We start from the raw sequence: 21,706 nt of genomic DNA, 5'->3' as shown, positions 1-21,706 counted from the left end.
ATCTAAGTTTTGGTGCTATTTGTAACGGCAGTAATAAACTTATCTACTTCCGCATAGAATTTGGCCGGATCGTTTTGCACCCAGTGGTTTGCGCCCTCAAATGAAACATTGTCTAACGTACTAATAAACACTTTCGCACGTTCACAACCCTCTAGGCTGTCAGTACCCCAAAAATATACTTTAGGTATGGATAAGTTTTCGAAGATTTGTCCCCAGCCAACCACGCCACGGATATCTTGAGTCGCATGTTGCCCGTAGATTTCACTGGCGGTTTGCCCAAGAACCTCTGGCTCACATCGTCTAACTGACGAAAGATACTTAACACCCGCTCCGTGCCCCCAAACCATGGCAAAACGTTTTGCGAAACCTTCTCCTTTCACCCAGTTCGCAAATTTGTCAGTGCTTAGTTCAGAGTATGTGTCTGCAATAATCTGGGATAGGATGATGCTTTCTTCATGCAGCCCGCCTTCAGCATTAATGAAACCACGCACGATACCTTTCGTATCGTATTCACAGACCAACGTCGATGTATCGCCTCCCCAAGAGTGCCCAAGTAGAAAACAATCATGGATGTTCAATTGGTCGAGTGCTTTCAATATTCGCTTTGCTTGGCTTTCTGTTGAGTGGGATACATTTGAAGCAGGAGAATAGCCATAACCACACAGGTCGAACATGACTAAGTTGTAATTCGGGAGCCAATCTAACGCGTCGGCAAAACATAAATGTGACTCACCCAACCCATGAATCAACACCAGTGTTTCCTGAGACTCTTTGATGTAGGTCGACAAGCAATAAAGCTGGTCACCATCAATCTCTAACCACTTTTCTATCAGCACATTACCCTCTCACTTCTAATCGCAGAATTTGGATCTATCATAACGAATCCAACACGATAAGAAAGGTTAATTTGGTGAAGTTTTATAAACTCATTGACCTTACCGTAAGGGAAAGGTTTAAGGTGAAATGAATGCAACGATGAATGAGGAAACGATGATGGGATGTTGTAACAAAGCGCCAAAAGGTGGCGCCCCTCTTGGCTTGCTTCTAAAAGTCACGCTTGGGATTGGACTTTTCGTGTTTCTGCTGGCTCTGTGGGGGTAAGTTCAAAACAAAGAAGTGATTGTATAAACAAAATAGAAAGCGCCAAGTTGATGTTGACGCCATTGTAGTTTGTTAGGCTTTTAATATCGCCATTGTTTCCTGTACTGGAAGCTGTTTTTCGAAGTACTGACGAAATGTACTATGAAGTTCTTGAATCCAATATTCACTGTTATCTGTTTCCAGAAATTTCATAGCTTTTTCTGGGATTGGCGCTTTTTGATAATGAAATGTAGCATTTCGAAAAAGCCGCAAAGAATCAACAAAATCTTCTGCTTCCAGTAATGAATCGACTTTTTCATCGGAAATCTTTAGCTCCCGATAACCTTCAACGACGACGTACAACAAAGAATAAAAGACAGAAACCCGACGAAATGAAGAATGCAGCTGAGATATTTTTTGGATCTCGTTTGGAAAGCCCTCATCTGTCGGAATATTAGTATTGATAACAACTTTTACAGAGTCTGCATTTAACCAATGTGAATACAAAGCAACTATACTTGATTTCATAATACCTCCTTAAACCTAACGCACGCTTAAATGGTATGCAACGCAATACGATGCTTACGCACATCTCCTTAAAACACCAAGCGCAACGCATAATAATGCTACGCGTTGCGAATCATTCTTAAATTAGTTGTAATGTTTGGGTACATTCTCTAGAGCCAGCCATTCATTCTTACCTCCAGCCTCCATACAGGTTAAGAAAAAGCCAAATCTGATGTGAGTTACAATGAAACTAACCAGTAAGTCTTTCCGCTTTGGTACAACTAGGGAATAGTTTCTAACGAGAGGCAAAGTTGTTGGATCCCAACTAGTAATATCGAAAAAAACATCGTGGGCAAAGCGATTTCTTAGCTTATTTATTTCATCAAGAAACTCATATTGCAGTTGGGTTAATAGTTCTAATTCTTGCGACTTATTTAACTTTGCTTTGAATGATTGATATCGCCTGTCGTTGCTATTAATTCCTGACTCTTCTAATGCTCGCAATAGAAAATAATCAAAGTACAAATGACCAATGATGACTAACTGCATGGGCTCCACAGTAGAGTGAATATCCTTGAGCAAATTCTTAGTAAAGATCTTACTTGATTGTGGGAAAAACGTTGATATATCTTGCTTTAAAAACTCTTTATAGTATGTGGCACTCCATGATGTCATTTGCCGATAAAGTACATCTGCTAAAGTTTCCATGAAGATTCCTCCATAACGTGGGGTACTCGTAAAAATAACGGTTATTAAATCGAAAAATTTCTGCATTTAAAGACAGAGTTTTCTATCTAGCTCTTTATGCCATCAAGTGTACTAGCCTTTGTCTTTCCATAACAATCACTTATACCACAACCTTAGTGATTAGCGTGGCAAATGTTGAACTTATCTTTCTAGTATGACCCCTAATAAATCATTAAGTTACGTGCGTTAGATCTGTATCTCAACCATCAGAACCCGTGACTATCTCAGAGCAAGTTAAACTCTATAAATCCAATGCTTGACCCTATACGGTAAGGTGTTTATATTGTCGCCCGCCCAACGGGGCACATCCTAAAATACACACCGGCCATCCTGCCATCATTCGTGTATTTATATTGGTGTTGTGAACTTCCATGCTAACGAAATTTCGTCCTTTTACTCGTGAATCGGGTGCGCTTATGCATCTTTCGATTCCAATCATTTTGACTCAAATAGCTACCCAAGCGATGGGATTTGTCGATACGACAATGGCTGGCCAAGTAAGCCCTGCCGACCTCGCCGCTATTGCACTTGGCACTAGCCTTTGGATCCCAGTGTTACTGCTACTGCGTGGCGTGATTATGGCGTTAACGCCTGTCGTTGCTTACCACCGTGGCGCTCGCGACTTTCAGAGTATCTCTGTTGAATTCTTCCAGATGGTTTGGCTTGCATTAATTGCTAGCGTATTACTCATCGCTTATTTGGTGAGTGCGAAACCGATCTTAGAGTGGATTGGTGTAGCCGCTGAGATTATTCCTATCGGCAGTGATTATGCTTTCGCCCTCGCCTTTGGTGTGCCGGGTATTGCCCTGTTCTACACCTTGAACGGTTTCTGTGAAGGTATGAACAACACCAAAGTGCCGATGATCATTTCGGTAATTGGTTTGTTGGTGAACATTCCGGTCAACTACGTGCTTATTTACGGTAAATTTGGCTTCCCTGAAATGGGCGCTGTAGGTTGTGGCTGGGCGACAAGCTTGGTGTACTGGTTAATGTCGGGAATGCTGTATTCCTACATTAAAGGCCATCACCACTACAAAACTATTATTAGCTTTGCAGACGCGAAGCCAAAAGCAAAAGAGATGCTCCACCTTCTAAGATTAGGTTTACCTATCGGGATGAACATCGCGGTGTGTGGCAGTATCTTTGCGGTTATCGCTCTTATGATCGGCCGTATTGGTGCAGAGAACGTAGCAGCGGCGCAAATTGCACTTAACATCTCGAGCCTAACTTACGTTATTCCAATGAGTATCTCGTTTGGCATTACGATTCGTGTTGGACATGCATTAGGTGAGAAAGACGAACTAGGCGCAATTGAACGCAGCAAAGTCGGCATTTTGGTTGCCGCGTTGATTTCATTACTTTCAGTTGCGATGTTCCTGCTGTTCCCTGAGTGGATCATTAGACTTTACACCACCGACCCTGCAATAAGTGCTACGGCAGCAGTATTGTTGACCTTTACGGCGATGTACCAGTTTAGTGATGCATTGCAAACGTCTGCTAACGGCGCACTGCGCGGCTATAAAGACACTAAGATCCCGATGATCTTAGCTATCGCTTCATACTGGGGCTTAGCACTACCATTAGGTATGGTGTTGGGCTTAACAGACCACATTGTTCCAGCAATGGGTGAAGAAGGCTTTTGGATTGGTATCCTGACGGGCTTGAGCGTTTCAGCGACGCTGATGTTAATTCGCTTACGACACGTGATTAAGAAACGTGACTTGCCACCAGCAAGTGCTCCATTGGCAAACTAAGATAGGCCAATAAGCTAGTAGAAAAAAGCGCGTTATTGCTACTCGGCAATAACGCGCTTTTTTATTGAATTTCTATAAACCAGATGATGTGCTTGGTTTAACACTCATCGTTCATAACGCGAACTGTACACTCACAACCATCTACTGGACATGTGTCTCCACTTGTCCTGCCGCCAAAAGAATCATAGATAACATAACAACCCGAAGGTAAGGCATCGTCGGTAATATTATTGCTGTTCAGGTCTGCGTCACTAAAAGGTTGATTGTATCCGACTACCGTATGTCTATTTCCATAATCTGAGATAATACTGTCATCATCTGACAAGGTAAGGAAATCGAGCATTTTTAACTTGTCTCCGGACTCCCCTCGGCTTTCAGGGCAAAGTGTTCCCCAATCGACTTCAACGCTACCGATACCAAAATCAATTACATAGTTGCTCTGATCACCTGGGTTTGTTGCGTCCGGATTAAGCCCAACAATAATGGCTTTAGAAGTCACCTGCGTGATAACACCTTCCATCGCACCAGCAACACCTTCAAGTACCGCTTCTCTTGCTGACTCTTGAATATTGAGGAATCTCGGGGCTGCTGTAACGGCCAATACTCCAAGTATCACGATCACAATGATTAATTCCATTAAAGTAAATCCATTTTTCTTCATAACACCCACATCAACTGACAACTACAGATACAATTACTGAATGAACTATCAATAACTATACATCGTGATGAGAGGCGGAACACCTTATGTGTCGCGTCAGAGCTGTTGTTTAGTCGATTTTTTGACCTTGCGCATGCGGAAATAAAAGTAAGTACCTGCTGTCACTGTCTTATTTGATCGCGTTGTTCTAAATAGGCCAAATTGTCACAAGTTTACACTGCAGGTACATTCTTCATTTCTATTGCGCTCTATCGGAATATCTGTGTCTGCATATCGCAAAAAAATAGCGCTCATGTATGACATAAGCGCTATTAAATAACTGGAGACCCACACCTCTCTTAAAGAGATATGTTGGGAATTCTAGATTTTAAATGAACCGACATAACGATCGAGAACTTGTGATAGCTCTGCCAGGTGCTGGCTTGATTGCTCTAATTTCTCACTTGCGCTCAAACCGTTTTTGACTGAGCTATTAACCGTATCCATGTTCATATTAATTTCATTCGCTACCGCTGACTGCTGCTCCGTTGCCGTTGCGACTTGCGTATTAATATCGAGAATAGCCAAAACTTGCGTTGAAATCTTTTCCAAAGCTTGGCGAGCCATTTCAGTTTCAGTCGTACCCTCTTCAATTAGGTTCTTACTATTACTCATCGAGCTAACAGCGTTCTTAGCTTCGGTTTGAAGTTGGTTGATCATAGTGTCAATTTCATCGGTCGACTGTGCTGTTTTTGTCGCAAGGTTACGAACTTCATCAGCAACAACCGCAAAGCCTCGACCAGCTTCACCGGCACGTGCAGCTTCAATTGCAGCGTTGAGTGCTAGCAAGTTTGTTTGCTCAGAGATACCTCGAATAACGTCAAGAATCGTACCGATCGACTGAGTATTATCAGCAAGGCTCACGATGATGTTAGAAGCACTATTCATTTCGGCTTCAAGGTTTGCAATCGAATTTGTGGTCTTCTCGATCGTCTTATGACCTTCTTGAGTTTCACTTGCCGCCATGTTTGCCGCGCTTGCAGCACCAGCCGCGCTAGACGCAATTTCATTAACCGTGGCGATCATTTCATTCATAGATGTCACGACCAACATGGTTTGTTCGTTCTGCTCTTGTCCTCTTTGCAATGCTTGCTGCGACTGTTCACGAAGCCCAATAGCAGTGCTATTTAATTCAACACCCGTATTCACTGTTTGAGTAATAATCTCGTGCACCTTGCCAACGAACACATTGAAAGCCGATGAGATTTGAGCAACTTCGTCATTCCCTTTGATAGGCAAACGTACCGATAGGTCACCATCACCTTCAGAAATATCGTGTAATGTGTTTTTCAATACTAAGAGAGGCTGCATCAGTTTGCTAAGAAGAAGCGATAGAACAACGAGACAAACAACAAAAATGAAAACCATTGAAGCTAGCTGGTAGCTAATAATACCGTTCGTTGCTTGGCTAACCTCTGTGATAGGAATGCCGATATCAAAGGTGCCGTACAGCTCACCGTTGACGTAGATAGGTGCCATGATGTCAAACACCCATACTTTTTGAACATCAGCGTACCATTTTGAATACTGTTGTACGCCTTGGGTTGCACCTTTAACGGTATAGCTATCTTCGTAAACCTTATTAAGTTTATTTTTATCGCTGTGAGCAATAGCACTTACGTTACTATCAATAACAATGGCATAAGTGACATCAGATCGCTGTTTCAGCTCACCCACCAGCTTTTGTAAATCTTGAACTGGGTTGTCCGAATTCTCTAAGATATACCCAGCATTTCCAGCCAAGAATTCAGCTTGAACTTGAGATTTGTTCAATATTATCTCATCGATTTTTTCACTTGAAATGAAATAGGTTGACGCCATACTCGCAGCGACTGCAATGCCAAACATAATAAAAACGGCAAATAGGATTGTTTTCTTCATTTAGGTTGTCTCGACGCAAGTTTGTTAAAAGTTCTCTGAAGGTTTCAATAACTGAAACCAAAGCTCGCACGTTCTGTCTCGTGTTAGAGCTCCCACTGATCCTTTATCTGTCAAAATCTCGATAACTTTAGCTAAATTATATGAGAAGCGTATGTTAGTCACACTTACATAACATATGGCGTATATATCGCGGAGTCTACACTGGGAAATCCGATTAACAACTAATGAAGTCGCTTAGACAAACACGTGTGAATACACAGCAATCGGCCAGAGACACTGCTATCGAACAAATAAAAAAGCGCGTTACTGCCAGTGGCAATAACGCGCTTCTTGAATCGATATTTTGCGATATCGTTTTAAGCTATTCCGTTTAAGTTATATCGTTTTAATTAATCACTTTCACATAAGGAAGCACTCGGAATCCATCACGTACTTTTTGGCTCGGAATGTAATGGCGGAAAGCCAAGTTAAACACACCAGAGTCGTTCGCTGTTTTGATGTTGTTGACTGCATCATCACCACAACCAAAGCTTACAGTGTAAGTACCGTCTGCATTTTTCTCAGCCGTGTTTGAGCTTACGTTCGCCACTTCGCCAAACATGAAACCTTGCTTGTTATAGACAGTTACCGACCAAAACGCTTGGTTTTTTGGGTCATCAAAGGTCGCCTGATGACAAGTGTCTGCTGGGAAGTTACCTGAGACTTCGTAAATATTGTCATCTAACTGCGCGCCACCCCAACCGATAGCCGCACCCACTGCGTACTTCTCTTTGGTAAACATCTCTTTTGAAGCATCTTCAGGGCTGGTAAACATACCAAACGTCGCCTGAGCACCATCGCGTTTCAGTAGTTTTGGCATTTCCATCTTAAGGTTTTTCTCGACCTCATCGAATGATTTCTCATCCACTTGCATTGCCATGAATTCGGCGTCTGCTTTTGCATCAATGCTCATCTGATCTTGGATTTTGTGAACTTCATCTTTGGTGAACGTCGCGTCGGTACGAACGATGACATAAACGTGGTCACCACTGTGTGTAGAAAGATCAAACGTACCAGAACCGTATTGCATTGGCTGAATGCGGTGGTCTTCTGTAATCACTTCCATCGACATGTATTTTCCTTCAGGAATCTCAGGTAGCGTAATCGTCGCGCCTTGCGAAACGTTAATCACAGCCATTGAGTAGTAAGTGTCTCGGTTCATTCGAACCACAGGCTGTTTATCAGTTGGCGTTAGCTCGCGTTTGTGTAGGAATTTATTAACGCCAACAAGCTCTTGGTTTTTCAAATATTGGCGTGACGTTTCGTACACCGCGTAATTGTCGACGGTAGTCACTTCACCATCGGCATTGAAGAACTCTGTCAGAGTTGAAACTTCTTCAGCTGCGTAAGAAGAAAGAGAAACTGCGCTTAAACCTAAAACTACTAATGCTAATTTTTTCATTGTTGACCTCTAATAAAATCGATAACGCTAAATCAATACATAGTCCATTTGTTTTTGTTAGAACAGTTAGTTCGTTAACCGCTCAACTTGTGAACAATGTTATCAAGGCAGCATAAATTCACAAATGACATCGCCGTATAATAGATATGCAGCGAAGTAATGTTACTTATCAACCTTTATTCTTGATTAAAATACAAACAATACAGTAGCCTATTTATAGACCATGCAATTCAGTATTTCCAAGGTGAGTCGTTAACAAAGATATGTTGATCGCGTATGTCGAAATTATTTTCGACTACCCTTAGCAAAGGTGATTTAAATAATTGCTTTAACTAACAATATTTATCTTTTCGCCATCTGGTGACCTGAATCTCACTTGATTAATTAGTCAATAGGTAAGCAAATGAACCCAACTTTAGACTCTATAAACCAACTAAAGCAGCAGATGGAATCCTCGGTAATTGGCCAACAACATATGGTTGACACATTACTGGTTGCGCTACTTACAAATGGTAATGTTCTGCTTGAAGGATTACCCGGAACAGCAAAGACTCGTTCTATCAAATCATTGGCTTCTGCCCTACAAGTTGACCTTGGTCGTGTTCAATTCACTCCAGATCTGTTGCCTTCGGACGTAACAGGCACAGAGGTGTATCAAGATGTAGACGGCAAACCGACGCTTACCTTCCAACCGGGCCCCGTTTTCAACAATCTATTACTGGCCGATGAGATCAACCGCTCCCCAGCAAAGGTACAAGCTGCATTGTTGGAAGCAATGGAAGAGCGACAAATCACTGTAGCTGGCAAGACTTACAAACTGCCTGATCTATTCATGGTTTTAGCGACACAAAACCCGGTTGAACAAGAAGGGACTTACCCACTGCCAGAAGCGCAAATGGACAGATTTATCATGAAAATAAATCTCGATTATCCAGATGCGGATGCCGAAGAGCAGATCATTAAGATGGTTCGCAGTGAGGAAAAACCAAGCACAGACAAACCTGCCCCCATTGATCCTCAATGCATTTTTGATGCTCGCGATCAACTGCGCGACATACATTGTAGCGACGCGGTTCTTAAATACATTGTCGCGATAGTGGTGGCAACAAGACAACCAGAGTTGTACCCAGAGTCACCCCTTTCACAATGGATTGGTGTTGGTTCAAGCCCGCGTGCAACCATCGCGTTAGACAAGTGTTCACGAGCGATGGCATGGCTAAACGGTAAGGACTTTGTCGACCCTGATGATGTTCGTAACGTGGTTCATGGGGTTCTGCGCCACCGCCTGATTCTATCGTACGATGCATTGGCTGAAGGCGTCAGTTCAGACAGAGTCATCGATGAGATTTTGTCTCAAGTTGCAGTAGCGTAACGCGAGAGGTCACCATGGAGACGAAACCAACACTTGATCCCGATATCTATACCGATCTAAAGGCATTGCGATTGTTGAAATACAAGGCGCATGGCTTTGACTTTCTACCTAATCAGCCAATCAACAGTGCGTTAACAGGTCGCCATGTTTCGAAGCTACGTGGGCGAGGATTGAACTTTGAAGAGATGCGTCACTATCAGATTGGTGACGATATTCGCACCATGGATTGGAAAGTGACGAATAGAACGGGCAAGCCACACGTCAAAATATTCTCTGAAGAACGCGAGCGTAACGTTTATGTCATGGTCGATCAGCGCACCAGCATGTTCTTTGGCAGCACAGGTCGAATGAAATCTGTAGTTGCTGCAGAAATCGCAGCTTTGATCGCTTGGAAAGTTATAGACAGTACCGATCGTGTTGGTGCCATTGTTTATAACGACAACACTGCCCTGCCTATTTCACCGCAACGCAGCGCAAATCACGTACTCAAAATACTCAATGAGATTGCGAGTAAGAATCAGCAGCTCAAAGCGGGAAAGGCTCAAGACACCCAATCCAATTCCTTCGCTAAATTGTTTCATCAAGCGCAGAGGTTGGTTAAGCATGATGGGTTAGTGATCTTGATTACCGATGGCTACGGCTATAACGAGCGTAGCGAAGAGCAAATCAAGGCGCTCTGTCAGCACAACGATGTGGTGTTGTGTCATGTTACCGACCCACTAGAGCATGATTTAGCCACGCTTAATAAGATGGTACTTAGCGACGGGCAATTGCAATTATCCGTATCAGGCCAAGAAGCACAGTTACGCGATGCATTCGCCAAAGACGTGGTTCAAGCCATTGATAATTTCACGGCAGTGGCGAAGAAATATCGAATCCCTGTATTGCCTTTCAACACCGTCGACCCAACCGATGTTCAGCTTAGAAAAGCACTCGGCGCGAGTTAAATAACTGAGAATGCAGACTATGACGACTAACACTGGGCTTGAGCCTTTACAGCCAGAAAATGTGAATCCATTAATGGCCTCTTTGTCTGAGCCTTCTTTGCCAGAAAGTATCTCGTGGCTACCGAATGCTCCAGGCTGGTACTGGCTACTCTTGTTGCTGTTTTGCTTCGCTTTATATCGTGTCTATTTAGTTATTCAAAAGTACCTAGCAAACACATACCGACGCGCTGCTTTAGTAGAACTCGAGCAGCTCTCTTTAGAGGCTCAATCCGGTGACATTTCATCATTTCAAAAGCTACCACAACTGCTACGAAGAACCGCATTGTACGCCTTTCCTCGCGCAGAGGTCGCACCTATAACCGGTACAGATTGGGAAAAATGGTTAGACGACCATTGCACTAATCGCCAATTTTCAACCGAGTTCTCTACATTAGAACTTTCAGGCGTACTTGCTCAACTCGCCTACTCTTCAGCAGCGACATTAACGGAAGAAAAACGAAACGCCATCATGGAGAACGTTGCACTTTGGATAAAGCATCACGAGGTGTCACATGATTGAATTTGAATACCCGATAGCGTTTGCACTGCTCTGTTTACCTTTTGCCGTGTATTGGCTATTGCCTGTTTACAAAGAGTCAAAAAGCGCGATTCAAGTGCCCTTTTTCGATCGCCTGATTGCCGTGTCTTCACAAGAGCCCTCTGAAACCGCGGTCAAGATGAACCGTCGTAAAGTGCAATGGCTATTGGTCATTATCAGCTATCTCGCTTTAGTCGTCGCGATTGCTAAACCGATGTGGGTAGGCGAACCAATTGAACAAAAGAAATCCGCTCGTGAAATTATGGTCGCACTGGATCTGTCAGGTTCGATGTCAGAAGAGGATTTTGCCGATAAACAAGGCAACAAACACGACCGTTTAACGATTGCAAAGCAGGTGTTGCGAGAGTTCGCAGCCCAGCGAGAACATGACCGCTTAGGGTTAATCTTGTTTGCCGACTCAGCTTATGTTCAAGCGCCATTTACTGAAGATATTGACGTGTGGCAATCACTACTCGAAGACGTTGAGCTTGGCTACGCTGGATTTCAAACCGCTTTTGGCGATGCAATTGGCTTATCAATTGCCGTATTCGAACAAGAACAGAGCCGCCAAAGAGTGATGATTCTGCTAACCGATGGGGATGACACCAGCTCGAAAATGCCTCCTGTCAAAGCCGCAGAAATCGCCGCCAAATATGGCGTGAAGATTTACACCATTGCAATTGGTGACCCGAGTACCAAAGGTCGCTACAAGATGGATCTTCCCACTTTAGAAAAGGTTTCAGCAGCAACTGGCGGGCAGATGTTTCATGCCATGGACCGAAAGCAACTCGAACAAGCTTACGCAACGATAGATGAACTAGAACAGCAAGAGTTTGAACTGTTATCTCACCGTCCTAAACACAGTTTGCACCACTATGCATTTGGCGTTTGTCTGGTGAGCAACCTACTCGCGGCCTTAATCGTGTTTGGTGCCAATCTACGCCGTCAAAGACGTCATCAAAAAGAAGTAAAGCGTGTTATTCGCCGCAGAGAGGAGCTAACCAATGACTGATTTCAATACATTGTTTGGTGGCGATATCACCCAGTTTCATTTCATGCGTCCACTGTGGTTGTTAGCATTGGTCCCGTTCGTGTTGTTTTATCGTGCACTCGTTCAACAAGAGGATTTGGTCGCACAGTGGCAGCCTGTAATGTCTAAAAACATGGTAGAACATCTGTCTCTCAACCAAAATCGAGCGCGTATGGTTTCTCCGAATCGATTGTTTTTGGTGTTTGCGGTTATAGCCACGATCATTATGGCGGGCCCAACGTGGCAACAACAACCCTCACCATTTTTTGAAGACAACTCAGAGCTGGTGATCGCCTTAGATGTCTCTGATTCAATGAATAAAACCGATATTCAGCCGTCACGATTAGAGCGCGCTAAACAGAAGATCAATCAGCTTGTTGAACTACGCGGCGACGCAAAAACTGGTTTGGTCATATACGGCGGTAGTGCGCATGTCGCGATGCCTGTCACCAAAGACAAAGAGTTAACGCGATACTTCCTTGATGTATTGGATGGAAGCTTACTGCCAGATAACAAGAGCAAACCCGCTTCGGTGTTAAAGCCGACGCTCGAGTTAATTTCACAGGCAAAAGCGCCATCAACGGTTTTGATACTGACAGACAAGACCAATGACGAAGCGATAGAACAATTCTCTAAAGCGTTTGAACAACAGCAACACCAAGTGATCGTTTGGGCTATGGGGGAAAACCCGCAGAGTGGCGGAAATGGCACGGCAGGTTTAACCGAAAACCAACTCGCTTCACTGTCACAACTGGCGCAAGCGGGGCATGGAAAAATGGTTTCATTCACTCATGACGCTAGCGACGTAGAAGCGGTTTATCAGGGTATTCAAAACAACCTGTTTGCAGTAAGCGATAACGCCCTACCTTGGTTAGACGCGGGCTATTGGTTGCTGTTTTTGTTGCTGCCTATCCAATTAATGTGGTTTAGAAAAGGGTGGACGCTACAGTGGTAAATAATAAACAGGTAGTGAATCAAAAGGTAATCAATCAAAAGATTGATAATCTGACGAAGCCAACTACTTCGACTCCGAACAAGTCCAACCGTTTAGCTTGGTTATCCAAACTTAAGCCAATGCACTTGTTGCTTGTGCTTATTGCAGGAAATCTGATTTGGGGAATCGCCAATAAGCACTCATTTTTTGATTTTTGGCTATCCAACGATCAACACGCTTATGTCGAGTTCAAGCAAGGCAACTACGCGCAAAGTGCCGCTCTGTTCGATGATTCAACATGGAAAGCCTACAGTCGTTATTTGTCTGGTGATTTCCTTGGTGCGATTGAGCAATTAAGTCCACAAGCAAGTGAACAAGGTGGCGAACCGGCAGCGCTCACTGATTTCGCTAAGTTAATCGTCGCGAACAGCTACGCTCATACAGCTCAATTTGATAAAGCTACTGCGCTTTACAACGAACTGTTGAACAACGAAACGTATGCAGAACAAGCAACCAACAACCTTGCAGTTGTGGAAGCTGCAATAGAAAAGATCAAGAACACACCACCGACAAAGCAAGATTCAGAAAAAGTCATTGATGACAGGAAATTGGTCGACGACGAACCAAAAGAAGGGAGTCAGAAGGAGCTCGTGATCTCTGACCAAGTCTGGCTAAAACAGGTCAGACAGAATCCATCTAAGTTTCTAAGACAAAAATTTCAGCAGGAATACAGCAATGAACAAAACTAAATCGACAACCCGAGCATTAGCCCTTCTGAAGTGTTGGTTTTCTATCTTACCAGCGATGATGTTTTTAATTTCAATGCCAGCAAGTTCTACTAACCTAGACCAGCTTGTCAGTGACGGTGAATTAAAGCTCAGCGTTGAAATTAAAACTCAAGATGTCGCTGTGAAACAACAAGTCGCACTTAACGTTGAAATATTGAGTACCCGCCCCTTTCAAGAAGAGTTGGCATTACCTTACTTAGATATACCCAACACAGTCGTAAAGAAAGATGAGCAGAAAGTCGCACGTTCAGCACGCACAATTGAAGGCACTAAGTGGTTTACACAAAAAGCACGCTACTACTTGTACCCTATGCAAACTGGTGAGTTTACCGTCCCTGAATTGAACATTCCCGTTAGTGTAGAGCTTACCAGCGCAAACGTTGTTGAGGGCGTGATTCAATCGCAACCCATTAACTTTACATCCAAAATGCCCGTGAGAAACATTGATGCAGACGCGTTGATTGTTAGCCCAAATGCTGAGCTTTCAATATCAACTGATCGTCCGTTAACCGACGAATTCGAAGTTGGCCACGCTGTCACTGCAACGTATACATTGAGCGTGGCAAACTCACACATGATGTTGCTGCCTGAGATCAACATCCCAGACACATCTGGCGTTGAGTTGTATCGCAAACCAGCAATCAAAGAAAACGTATTTAATCGCCTGAATAAAAGCAATACCGCGACACTCAAACAACAGGTAACGTTAATTCTTCAAGAACAAGGGAAAGTCGTCTTACCAAAACAGACCATGACATGGTGGAACACAAAGACCAATCAGCTGGAATCGTTGACTGTTGAGCAGCAAACGCTTCAAGTCGGTGACGCAAAGTTATTAGACTCACTAAGCAACACTTTAGGATCGAGCGACGGAGCTCAAACCTTATCGAATTGGCTAAGCCAATATTGGTATTACTTGGTCATTGCGGGAATATTCCTTGCTGCGATTGCTCGCCTAATCGGAAAGCATTTTATTGATTTAAAGCGTTATTTTGTCGCACGCCAGCAATTGAATTCCAAAAAGTTGAATATTCAATTTTGTCGACACGTTGAAGAAAAGCAGTACAGCAAAGCGGTGCAAACTATCTATGAGATTACGGGGCGAACAACCTTGTCGAAAGGCACGCTTCAACTGCCTCTAGATTCTGAATCAAACGACATTTGGAAGAAGTTATTGAAGCTTGGCTACGCAAAAAATACTGAAAGCTCGGTTTCAGCTTCCCTCTCAGTTTCGCTAGCAGAAGCAAAAACACTGTTAAAAGCCATCAATGACTCACCCAAAACCCGAAGAGCACCGTTTAGGTTTAACTGGAATCTGAACTAAGCGGTCAACTTAACTTAGGCTGCGGTGTTAGCAAAGACGTTGGCTCAACTATCACAAACAACGTCTTCAATCACAGACACGACTAAGTTCTTGAACCATTGATGTGCTGGGCTGGTAACGGTTCTTTTATGCTCAATCAAAAACAGCTCGAACATTAACTCGGGTACATTATCTAGAGAGAATATCGGTACTATCTTGTCGCCTATTCCCTCTAGTTCCGTCAATTTGTGGGTCGCAACCAAAATTGTATTCGAACTCTGCATCACTTCCACCAACGTAAGAAGCTGTCCGCTTTTAAAGGCAATATCTCTCTGCATTCCATTCTTAACTAAGTAAGTGTCTACAGGGTGTTGCAGCCCGTAATTCGAGCGAATATCGAGCGTGAGGTCAACAAAACGAGATTCGAGGCACTGCTCAAGCGTGACATTTTTTGCTTTGGCTAAAGGGTGATGTTCAGATACGTAAAATACCGGATAGATCTGCCCAAGACTTACGTATGGAAATTCGATGGGATTGCTCGGGGCTTCGATGTGAATAGTAAAATCTACGTCTCGTGACAACAGCTGGCTAGTGGGCGTTTTCGCAATGGGATATTCGATAAGACTGGCGTTTGGAGCATCGTGCATGAACCGTTCAGCAAGAGGCACAGAAAGCATCCGACTCATTAATGGCGGTACAGAAACAACAAAGGTTTGAACACATTCAGCAGGATCAAACGCAGATTTCGTTACTAGGCTGCGCATCGCCAATAGCAACTCTTCTAAAGGTGCTTGCAGTTCTAGCGCTTTTTGCGTCGGCACTAAACCATTAGACTCTCTATAAAACAGTGGATCATCAAACAACTCTCGCAAGCGACTTAAGGTACGACTCATCGCAGGTTGAGACAGATACAAAGTATTGGCTGCGCGCGTTACGTTCCTCTCTTTGATTAAAACACTCAACGACACTAATAAGTTTAGGTCCAACCGAGAAAGCTGTTGTTCGATAGTCATCATAAGACATGCATCCGAGTAATATCACTCGTTAAATAATTGCACCATTGTGACTAACAAACAAGTCTCTATTAACCCTTGCAACTTATATCCAACTAAAAAGGCGAACCAATCGGTTCGCCTTTCTGTTCAAATAATCGTATTTATCGATTTATTGCCAAATATGATCCTGCAGCAATCATTATTCCACCAGCACTCTGATTAAGTCTTTTATGTGCACGTGGCGTTTTAAGTAAACTAGCCATTCTACCCGCACCCATTGCAATTAGCATTAAACCGGACATCAGAGCAACCGCCGCTAAAACAGAAACCAAGACGATATCTTGTGAATGCAAAACCGTCAGATCAATAAACGTCGGCAAGAATGAAATATAGAACAGAATCACTTTCGGATTTGATGCTGAAATCAAAAAGCCTTGCACGAAACTGGCGAGTTCCGATTTCTGACTTTGTTTGGCCGCAAGTTCTGCTGAACCTTGCACTTCAGGTAGGCTCTTAAACATCTTGTAGCCCAAGTAAATCAAATAAGCGGCACCAACATAGCGAATCACCTCAAAGGCAAACGACCAGTTCTCAGCAATCGTCGCTAGACCAAAACAGGCAAGCGCAAGATAGATAAGATCACTGCATATCATCCCTAACGAAAGAGTGATGCACTTTTGCCAACCGTTAACCATGCCACGAGCTAAAATGGCAAATACGCCAGGCCCCGGAGTAATACCAAATATAAACATGGCAATAAAGAATGTAACTGCGCCTTCTAGTGACATCTGTCGTCCCTCAAATATCATTCAACATTATAATTTTCGAACGTATCATGGAGCCCCGATTCGGGTAAAGAGCGTTTTTGTCTAAGAGCGTGTTTGACTGACAGCGTTTTTAACTAAGAACGATTCACAAGACTCATGTTTTGAATAAGTGTCATACGTAACTTCCCCACTAAGCATAACCGCAAAGCTAAACCCAACATGTTTTTCGTTAAGACACAAAAAAGGCGAACCTAGTGGCCCGCCTTTGCAAAATATTGACTACGAATCAACGTAACAAGATTAGTTCGATATTGGTGACAACAACTCAGGGTTTACGACTATGTTTCTCACACCGTGGGCGTGGTCTTCGTTAAAGTCATTGCCTTCACACCAACTCCCCACTGTCGCGATGTTTACTTTCGCAACTTGTGGACGAACGCTCCATGTTACTTGGAAAGGTGAACCTTGCTCATTGTAACCAGGACCCGTTGTAGAACCTGCGTATTGAATCGCTGAACCCGTATTTTGAGGAATGTTTGGGGCTTGGTGTAATCCGTTGACTTTTGAATGTTTAGCGAGTGCTTCGAAATCGAGTGCTTTGTCGTCATTCACTAATACGTAAACTTGGGTTTCTACACGCAGTTGCGGGTTGGTAATCGCGTCGTTAAAACAAGCACCCAATGTTTCACCTGGTTCAACTTGTGCAGTCGAGTACACGTAATGCACCTCGATAGTGTCACCAGAATTAAGTGAACCGTGGTCGCTAGGACAAACCTTCTGCTCGAATGGTTTAAGCTCGGCCGCGCTCAACTTACCTGTGTATTTAAATCCACTCTGGAAACCTTTACCATCACCGTTACCAGCGTATTGAGTAAACTCACCACCTTTGTGCTCAGCGTTTTTATGGAAGTGGATATTACATAGATTCATGGCTGTTGAATCTGGCGCATCCGAAAACAATCGGGTATTTGTTCCTTCGGCTGAGCCTAAATCGCGAGGCGCTTGTGGGCCAAAACCTTTTCCTTGCGTGTTTTCAGATAGGTTTGCTCTTTGTTCAGCGATAACACTGTCAGCTACAGACTCATGGTTCGCGTCAGATGCGTTCGCTTGAGCCGCCAACATAGCCATCGCGACGCTTAAAAATACACTCTTATTCTTCATATCTCTTCCCTAGAATATTGATAACTAAACCTAAAATGAACTTAACAGCAAACATATTACTATGCTCGCAAGTGAATATGGTGCTTGTCTTTGTAAGATTAGATTTCACAGCTTACTTTGGGAAGAGTATTAAAAACCTTGATGTATATAACAAGTCAAACACGGTAAATACGGCGAGTCCATTCCAGAACAAACAAATACCTACTTTGCTGACTGTCCCTTGACTCAAGCCGATAAACAAGCGGACAACACGCTACAACCAGAGCTAATAGTAGAGTTTCTGATATAAAAAAGGCGAACCATTTGGCTCGCCTTCACGTCTCATTCTATCTATTAGTTTGGCTTTCTGGTTAACGGATCAACCGTGGCCCGTGGCAAATATCCCAAACGTCATGACGTTCAATGCATCTGTCACGCCCTCTAATGATTTAATCACCGTCTTGGTCGGTTCGTTATGACGGATAAAATAGCTTCCAATACCTTTTTCATCGCTATTCTCAGTTGTTTCTGTTGCTGCTACTTGAGAGGGATCCGCTGATTCTGGATCTGCATTAGCGTGAGTTCTCGTGCCTTTATTTGAATCAAGGTTTGAGTTTGCGTCATGGCCATTTATAGATTCATCGCTAATGGGTAGTTCATGGGAAGATTCGCCGCTGGTCTCAGCATTTGTATCCATTGAAGTCTCGAGATTGCCCTCTTTCTCTACGCTTTTCGACATAGCGTCTTCGTTGCTCAATGTCTTGTCGTCTAGCTGATGATTACTCGTTGAAGAACAAGCTGTTAAGAAGAACAGGCTAACGATGAATGTGAGTAAGTTTCTCATCATAATGATAAATCACGAATTAATAAAACATTGTTCGATTGTATTTTATTTGGCTGATGACATCCAGTAATAAGCGGAGTAAACGTGAAAAGTCGAGTTTTGAAAGAGTAAACAAAAGCGTACGGGTTTAGCGCTTGAGCCTAATAATTCGAAATCTCAATCAGATTGCCATCAGGATCTCGAATATAAACAGAGACAATTTTTCCCATTGCACCTGTTCGCGGTACTGGTCCCTCTTCTATCACGACTCCTTGCGCTTGGATATGCTCTACGACCTCAACAATTGGTGTATTGGTAACAAAGCAGAGGTCTGCACTGCCCGCTTGAACGCGTTTTGCCTTTGGTTCGAACTCCTTACCTAATTGATGAAGATTTATCTTTTGATTGCCGAACGACAACGCCAAGCGTCCTTCCCCGAATTGGATGGGCTTCATACCTAATACGCGCTGATAGAAATCTACTGTTATCTCGATATTTTTAACAGTTAATACAAGGTGATCTAGATGACTTACTTCCATATATGATGGCTCTCCATGAATAACGGACTTCCTAGTTTAACCGCTCTACAGAAGCCCTGAATGTTTATCACTCATAATCTAGCGCCTAGAAGAGTAACACAAGCATCTTATGCGTCGTTACATCTCATTATTAACGAATAAAGGGAGTACTTTTAAGCACTCCCTTTGTTCGATTTTTCTATTGGATTAACGGGTTAAGTTAGTCACACATCCCGTCAAATGTCCAATGCCAATAACTCTGGAACGGATCGGATCCCCAGTTTTCAACGTTGGCCGTAAAACGGGTACCCCAATACTGAACGGTAGCGCCTGCAGGATAGAAAATGTATGGGCTCCACTCTGGAACATCAACACAAGAACCTTCTGGCTGTGGTTCAGGCTGAGGCAGTTCCAATACACTGCTTACCGCTACATAAGCGTCCGTTGCCCCTTGTGCACCCGATACCATTACGTAGATATCATCCCCTTGTATACCTCCAAAGCCACAATACTCGTAGTTATCCAAGTTGGTAGACGAGCAATCGTAATCATTCAAGGATGCAGGGCGACCAATTGCAACATACAAATCAACGTTACCGTAACCATTGTAAGTTTGGAGCCAAACATCGCTTTGAGAGCTGTTCTTTAGAACAAATTGCTGTTGGTCGTTACCGCTGCTCAGCACAGGTGCAGGCACATTAAACTCTAGAGCCGTGATACCCGGTGTTGGTGTTGGAGGATTAGGGTTCGGATTTGGCTGACCAGAGCCACAGTTTTGTACATTAATACCCACTTCGCTAAACGCAGATTTCACTGCAGAGGTCTCATAACCTAGCTTTTCAGCGGCTTTGCAAACCCCATTGGCACCTTGTTGGAAATCCGAGTTTGGTGTCCAGTAAAGTTGGTTCGCGGTTGCGTAAGCCTTAAACGCTTTTTTGATATCCCAACTATTGCTCGTGGCTAGATGGTAGAACGCTTTATTAAAGATCCCTGAACTATGGTGAACATCAATGCCATTGTAGTACTGGTTGATGTGACCGATAGACATACCATCTTGACTTGGGTTAATGAAGTAACGCATCGCATCACTATGCTTCATTACATGCTCGCCCATCTTCCAATTGAAAGTGCCATGTACATATTCACTAAGCGCCGCAGCAGCTACATCAGAGAAAGATTCGTTCATTCCGCCCGACATACCACGATACTCAAGGTTTGAGTTTTGTTCAGTAAAGCCGTGGCTCACCTCATGAGCAATCACGTCCCACGTCGCTAATGGATACATGGATTGGTTACCATCGCCAAACGTCATTTGACGGCCATCCCAAAACGCGTTCCCATAGTTCGAACCGTAGTGAACACGCATAGTAAGCTTTTGTTGAATAGGACGTGTGTTCAACCAATCTTGGTACATGTCGAACACACGTTGGCCAAAGTAATGTGCGTCGTTCATTGGCGCATACGCACCGTTAACAGCGCGGTAATTATTGACGTTCTTACCGTAATTTCCGTTACAACTAAATTGATGAATCTGCCCTGAGCCTTGTTGGTTGTTCATGTTCATAGTCACAACGTTTTGGCTGTCCATCTGGCAATACGAGTTGACTTGGAATCCGCCAAACTGTGTGTTCGAGCCAAAGTAATAACGGCCACTTTTCTGGTTTCCGCCCGGTCCTTCTGCCTCAATGAACGCAATACCTTCCCAACGATCCAGTAACTCACCCGATTTAGCATCAACAAGCGTAATCGGTCTTGAGGGTGCCATGCCCAGAGTCTGCAAGAAATCGACCTTATAAATCAGGCGCGCTTGTTGCTGTTCATCAAGCCAAATAAGAAGCTCGGTGTTAGGGTCACGAATAGTCGCCGCGGCAACCCCTTTGTGCTGTGACTTTGCAATATCGACAGCTTGCTTTGCGCTAATCATTGGCAGTGTCGAGCCAATATCTGACTCAATACCCGTTAATACTTGGCCATCAACCGCTTTCGCAAAGCCCTTCTGAGAAAGATCAACCACTACCGATTGACCGTAAACCGGAATCCCGTAGTGAAGTTGTGTTTTACGTAGGAGTGTTGTTGTACCAGTGTTCACTCGACTTGCGTCTTGGTAAGCAAGTGGTTGGCTTACAGCGGGAAAACCCTGTGTTGTTTGATTGAGTACTGTAGATAAATCGACTTGCGAGTAGTCGACAATATTGGCAGCTTGAGAAGTAAACGCTATCGGAAATAGCATTAGTAAATGTGCACCACGCATACATCACCTTTATAATTATGTTTTTATTGATTCACCAACTAGATGAAGTCGCATCTTAACGATAGATATTGCACATAAAGAAATAAACTCAGTTGCATATGTGAGATTAATTCAAAACATAATTAATGATGTCTTTCGAATTGAGATATAC

General features: G+C 43.5%; 20 protein-coding genes. 8 read left to right on the top strand and 12 right to left on the bottom strand.

Features of this window, described 5'->3' with window-relative positions:
• Positions 1-2: 2 nt before the first annotated feature.
• The 3 genes from ACED45_RS05315 to ACED45_RS05305 all read right to left on the bottom strand — a co-directional run bounded on the left by ACED45_RS05315 (position 3) and on the right by ACED45_RS05305 (position 2,295).
• The gene (locus ACED45_RS05315; protein WP_371713454.1) at positions 3-836 is read right to left on the bottom strand and encodes an alpha/beta fold hydrolase; all 834 of its coding nucleotides are present in this window, start codon (positions 834-836) and stop codon (positions 3-5) included.
• 337 nt (positions 837-1,173) lie between these two features.
• Complete coding sequence (locus tag ACED45_RS05310) at positions 1,174-1,608, bottom strand: hypothetical protein (RefSeq protein ID WP_371713453.1); 435 nt, start codon at positions 1,606-1,608, stop codon at positions 1,174-1,176.
• A gap of 123 nt (positions 1,609-1,731) precedes the next feature.
• Positions 1,732-2,295: a hypothetical protein gene (locus ACED45_RS05305; protein ID WP_371713452.1), complete on the bottom strand. Its 564-nt coding sequence runs from the start codon at positions 2,293-2,295 to the stop codon at positions 1,732-1,734.
• A gap of 410 nt (positions 2,296-2,705) precedes the next feature.
• On the opposite strand from ACED45_RS05305, the gene ACED45_RS05300 reads away from it, so the two are divergent.
• Positions 2,706-4,088, top strand: a complete 1,383-nt coding sequence (locus tag ACED45_RS05300; protein WP_371713451.1) for an MATE family efflux transporter — start codon at positions 2,706-2,708, stop codon at positions 4,086-4,088.
• Positions 4,089-4,185: 97 nt separating this feature from the next.
• Here the strand turns inward: ACED45_RS05300 and ACED45_RS05295 are convergent, their stop codons facing one another.
• From ACED45_RS05295 to ACED45_RS05285, 3 genes are all read right to left on the bottom strand, one after another.
• Complete coding sequence (locus ACED45_RS05295; RefSeq protein WP_081008980.1) at positions 4,186-4,749, bottom strand: type II secretion system protein; 564 nt, start codon at positions 4,747-4,749, stop codon at positions 4,186-4,188.
• Between the two features lie 360 nt (positions 4,750-5,109).
• Positions 5,110-6,636 (bottom strand): methyl-accepting chemotaxis protein, encoded by a 1,527-nt coding sequence (locus tag ACED45_RS05290; RefSeq protein WP_017081145.1) that lies wholly within the window; start codon positions 6,634-6,636, stop codon positions 5,110-5,112.
• Positions 6,637-7,054: 418 nt separating this feature from the next.
• Complete coding sequence (locus ACED45_RS05285) at positions 7,055-8,110, bottom strand: DUF1254 domain-containing protein (RefSeq protein ID WP_371713450.1); 1,056 nt, start codon at positions 8,108-8,110, stop codon at positions 7,055-7,057.
• 403 nt (positions 8,111-8,513) lie between these two features.
• Between ACED45_RS05285 and ACED45_RS05280 the strand changes: the two genes are divergently transcribed.
• The 7 genes from ACED45_RS05280 to ACED45_RS05250 are packed head-to-tail and all read left to right on the top strand — an operon-like array spanning position 8,514 to position 15,082.
• Positions 8,514-9,482: an AAA family ATPase gene (locus ACED45_RS05280; RefSeq protein WP_017092117.1), complete on the top strand. Its 969-nt coding sequence runs from the start codon at positions 8,514-8,516 to the stop codon at positions 9,480-9,482.
• Between the two features lie 14 nt (positions 9,483-9,496).
• Positions 9,497-10,429, top strand: a complete 933-nt coding sequence (locus ACED45_RS05275) for a DUF58 domain-containing protein (RefSeq protein WP_108117989.1) — start codon at positions 9,497-9,499, stop codon at positions 10,427-10,429.
• 19 nt (positions 10,430-10,448) lie between these two features.
• Positions 10,449-10,988 carry a DUF4381 domain-containing protein gene (locus ACED45_RS05270; RefSeq protein ID WP_371713449.1) on the top strand — a complete coding sequence of 180 codons (540 nt, stop codon included), beginning with the start codon at positions 10,449-10,451 and terminating at the stop codon, positions 10,986-10,988.
• Positions 10,981-12,018, top strand: coding sequence for a vWA domain-containing protein (locus ACED45_RS05265; RefSeq protein ID WP_371713448.1), 1,038 nt, complete (start codon positions 10,981-10,983; stop codon positions 12,016-12,018). Before ACED45_RS05270 ends, ACED45_RS05265 begins: the two co-directional genes overlap by 8 nt.
• Entirely contained in the window at positions 12,011-12,991 is a 981-nt protein-coding gene (locus ACED45_RS05260) for a vWA domain-containing protein (protein ID WP_371713447.1), read from the top strand. Before ACED45_RS05265 ends, ACED45_RS05260 begins: the two co-directional genes overlap by 8 nt.
• Entirely contained in the window at positions 12,985-13,719 is a 735-nt protein-coding gene (locus ACED45_RS05255; protein WP_060981391.1) for a hypothetical protein, read from the top strand. Before ACED45_RS05260 ends, ACED45_RS05255 begins: the two co-directional genes overlap by 7 nt.
• The gene (locus tag ACED45_RS05250; protein WP_371713446.1) at positions 13,706-15,082 is read left to right on the top strand and encodes a BatD family protein; all 1,377 of its coding nucleotides are present in this window, start codon (positions 13,706-13,708) and stop codon (positions 15,080-15,082) included. Before ACED45_RS05255 ends, ACED45_RS05250 begins: the two co-directional genes overlap by 14 nt.
• Positions 15,083-15,126: 44 nt before the next feature.
• Here the strand turns inward: ACED45_RS05250 and ACED45_RS05245 are convergent, their stop codons facing one another.
• The 6 genes from ACED45_RS05245 to ACED45_RS05220 all read right to left on the bottom strand — a co-directional run bounded on the left by ACED45_RS05245 (position 15,127) and on the right by ACED45_RS05220 (position 21,555).
• The gene (locus ACED45_RS05245; RefSeq protein WP_054541129.1) at positions 15,127-16,077 is read right to left on the bottom strand and encodes a LysR family transcriptional regulator; all 951 of its coding nucleotides are present in this window, start codon (positions 16,075-16,077) and stop codon (positions 15,127-15,129) included.
• A 140-nt stretch (positions 16,078-16,217) separates the two neighbouring features.
• Positions 16,218-16,844 carry a LysE family translocator gene (locus ACED45_RS05240; protein ID WP_371713445.1) on the bottom strand — a complete coding sequence of 209 codons (627 nt, stop codon included), beginning with the start codon at positions 16,842-16,844 and terminating at the stop codon, positions 16,218-16,220.
• Positions 16,845-17,123: 279 nt separating this feature from the next.
• Positions 17,124-17,984 carry a delta-class carbonic anhydrase gene (locus ACED45_RS05235; RefSeq protein ID WP_371713444.1) on the bottom strand — a complete coding sequence of 287 codons (861 nt, stop codon included), beginning with the start codon at positions 17,982-17,984 and terminating at the stop codon, positions 17,124-17,126.
• Between the two features lie 358 nt (positions 17,985-18,342).
• Positions 18,343-18,810 carry a hypothetical protein gene (locus tag ACED45_RS05230; RefSeq protein WP_371713443.1) on the bottom strand — a complete coding sequence of 156 codons (468 nt, stop codon included), beginning with the start codon at positions 18,808-18,810 and terminating at the stop codon, positions 18,343-18,345.
• Positions 18,811-18,947: 137 nt separating this feature from the next.
• A complete protein-coding gene (locus ACED45_RS05225; protein WP_371713442.1) occupies positions 18,948-19,325 on the bottom strand; it encodes a VOC family protein in 378 nt (125 codons plus the stop codon).
• A gap of 199 nt (positions 19,326-19,524) precedes the next feature.
• Positions 19,525-21,555, bottom strand: a complete 2,031-nt coding sequence (locus tag ACED45_RS05220; protein WP_371713441.1) for a M4 family metallopeptidase — start codon at positions 21,553-21,555, stop codon at positions 19,525-19,527.
• Positions 21,556-21,706 lie beyond the last annotated feature (151 nt).

Source organism: Vibrio crassostreae (assembly GCF_041439375.1).
Classification (GTDB): domain Bacteria; phylum Pseudomonadota; class Gammaproteobacteria; order Enterobacterales; family Vibrionaceae; genus Vibrio; species Vibrio crassostreae_D.
The sequence above is the reverse complement of the archived record's forward strand: the minus strand, read 5'-3'. Positions and strand labels throughout refer to the sequence as shown.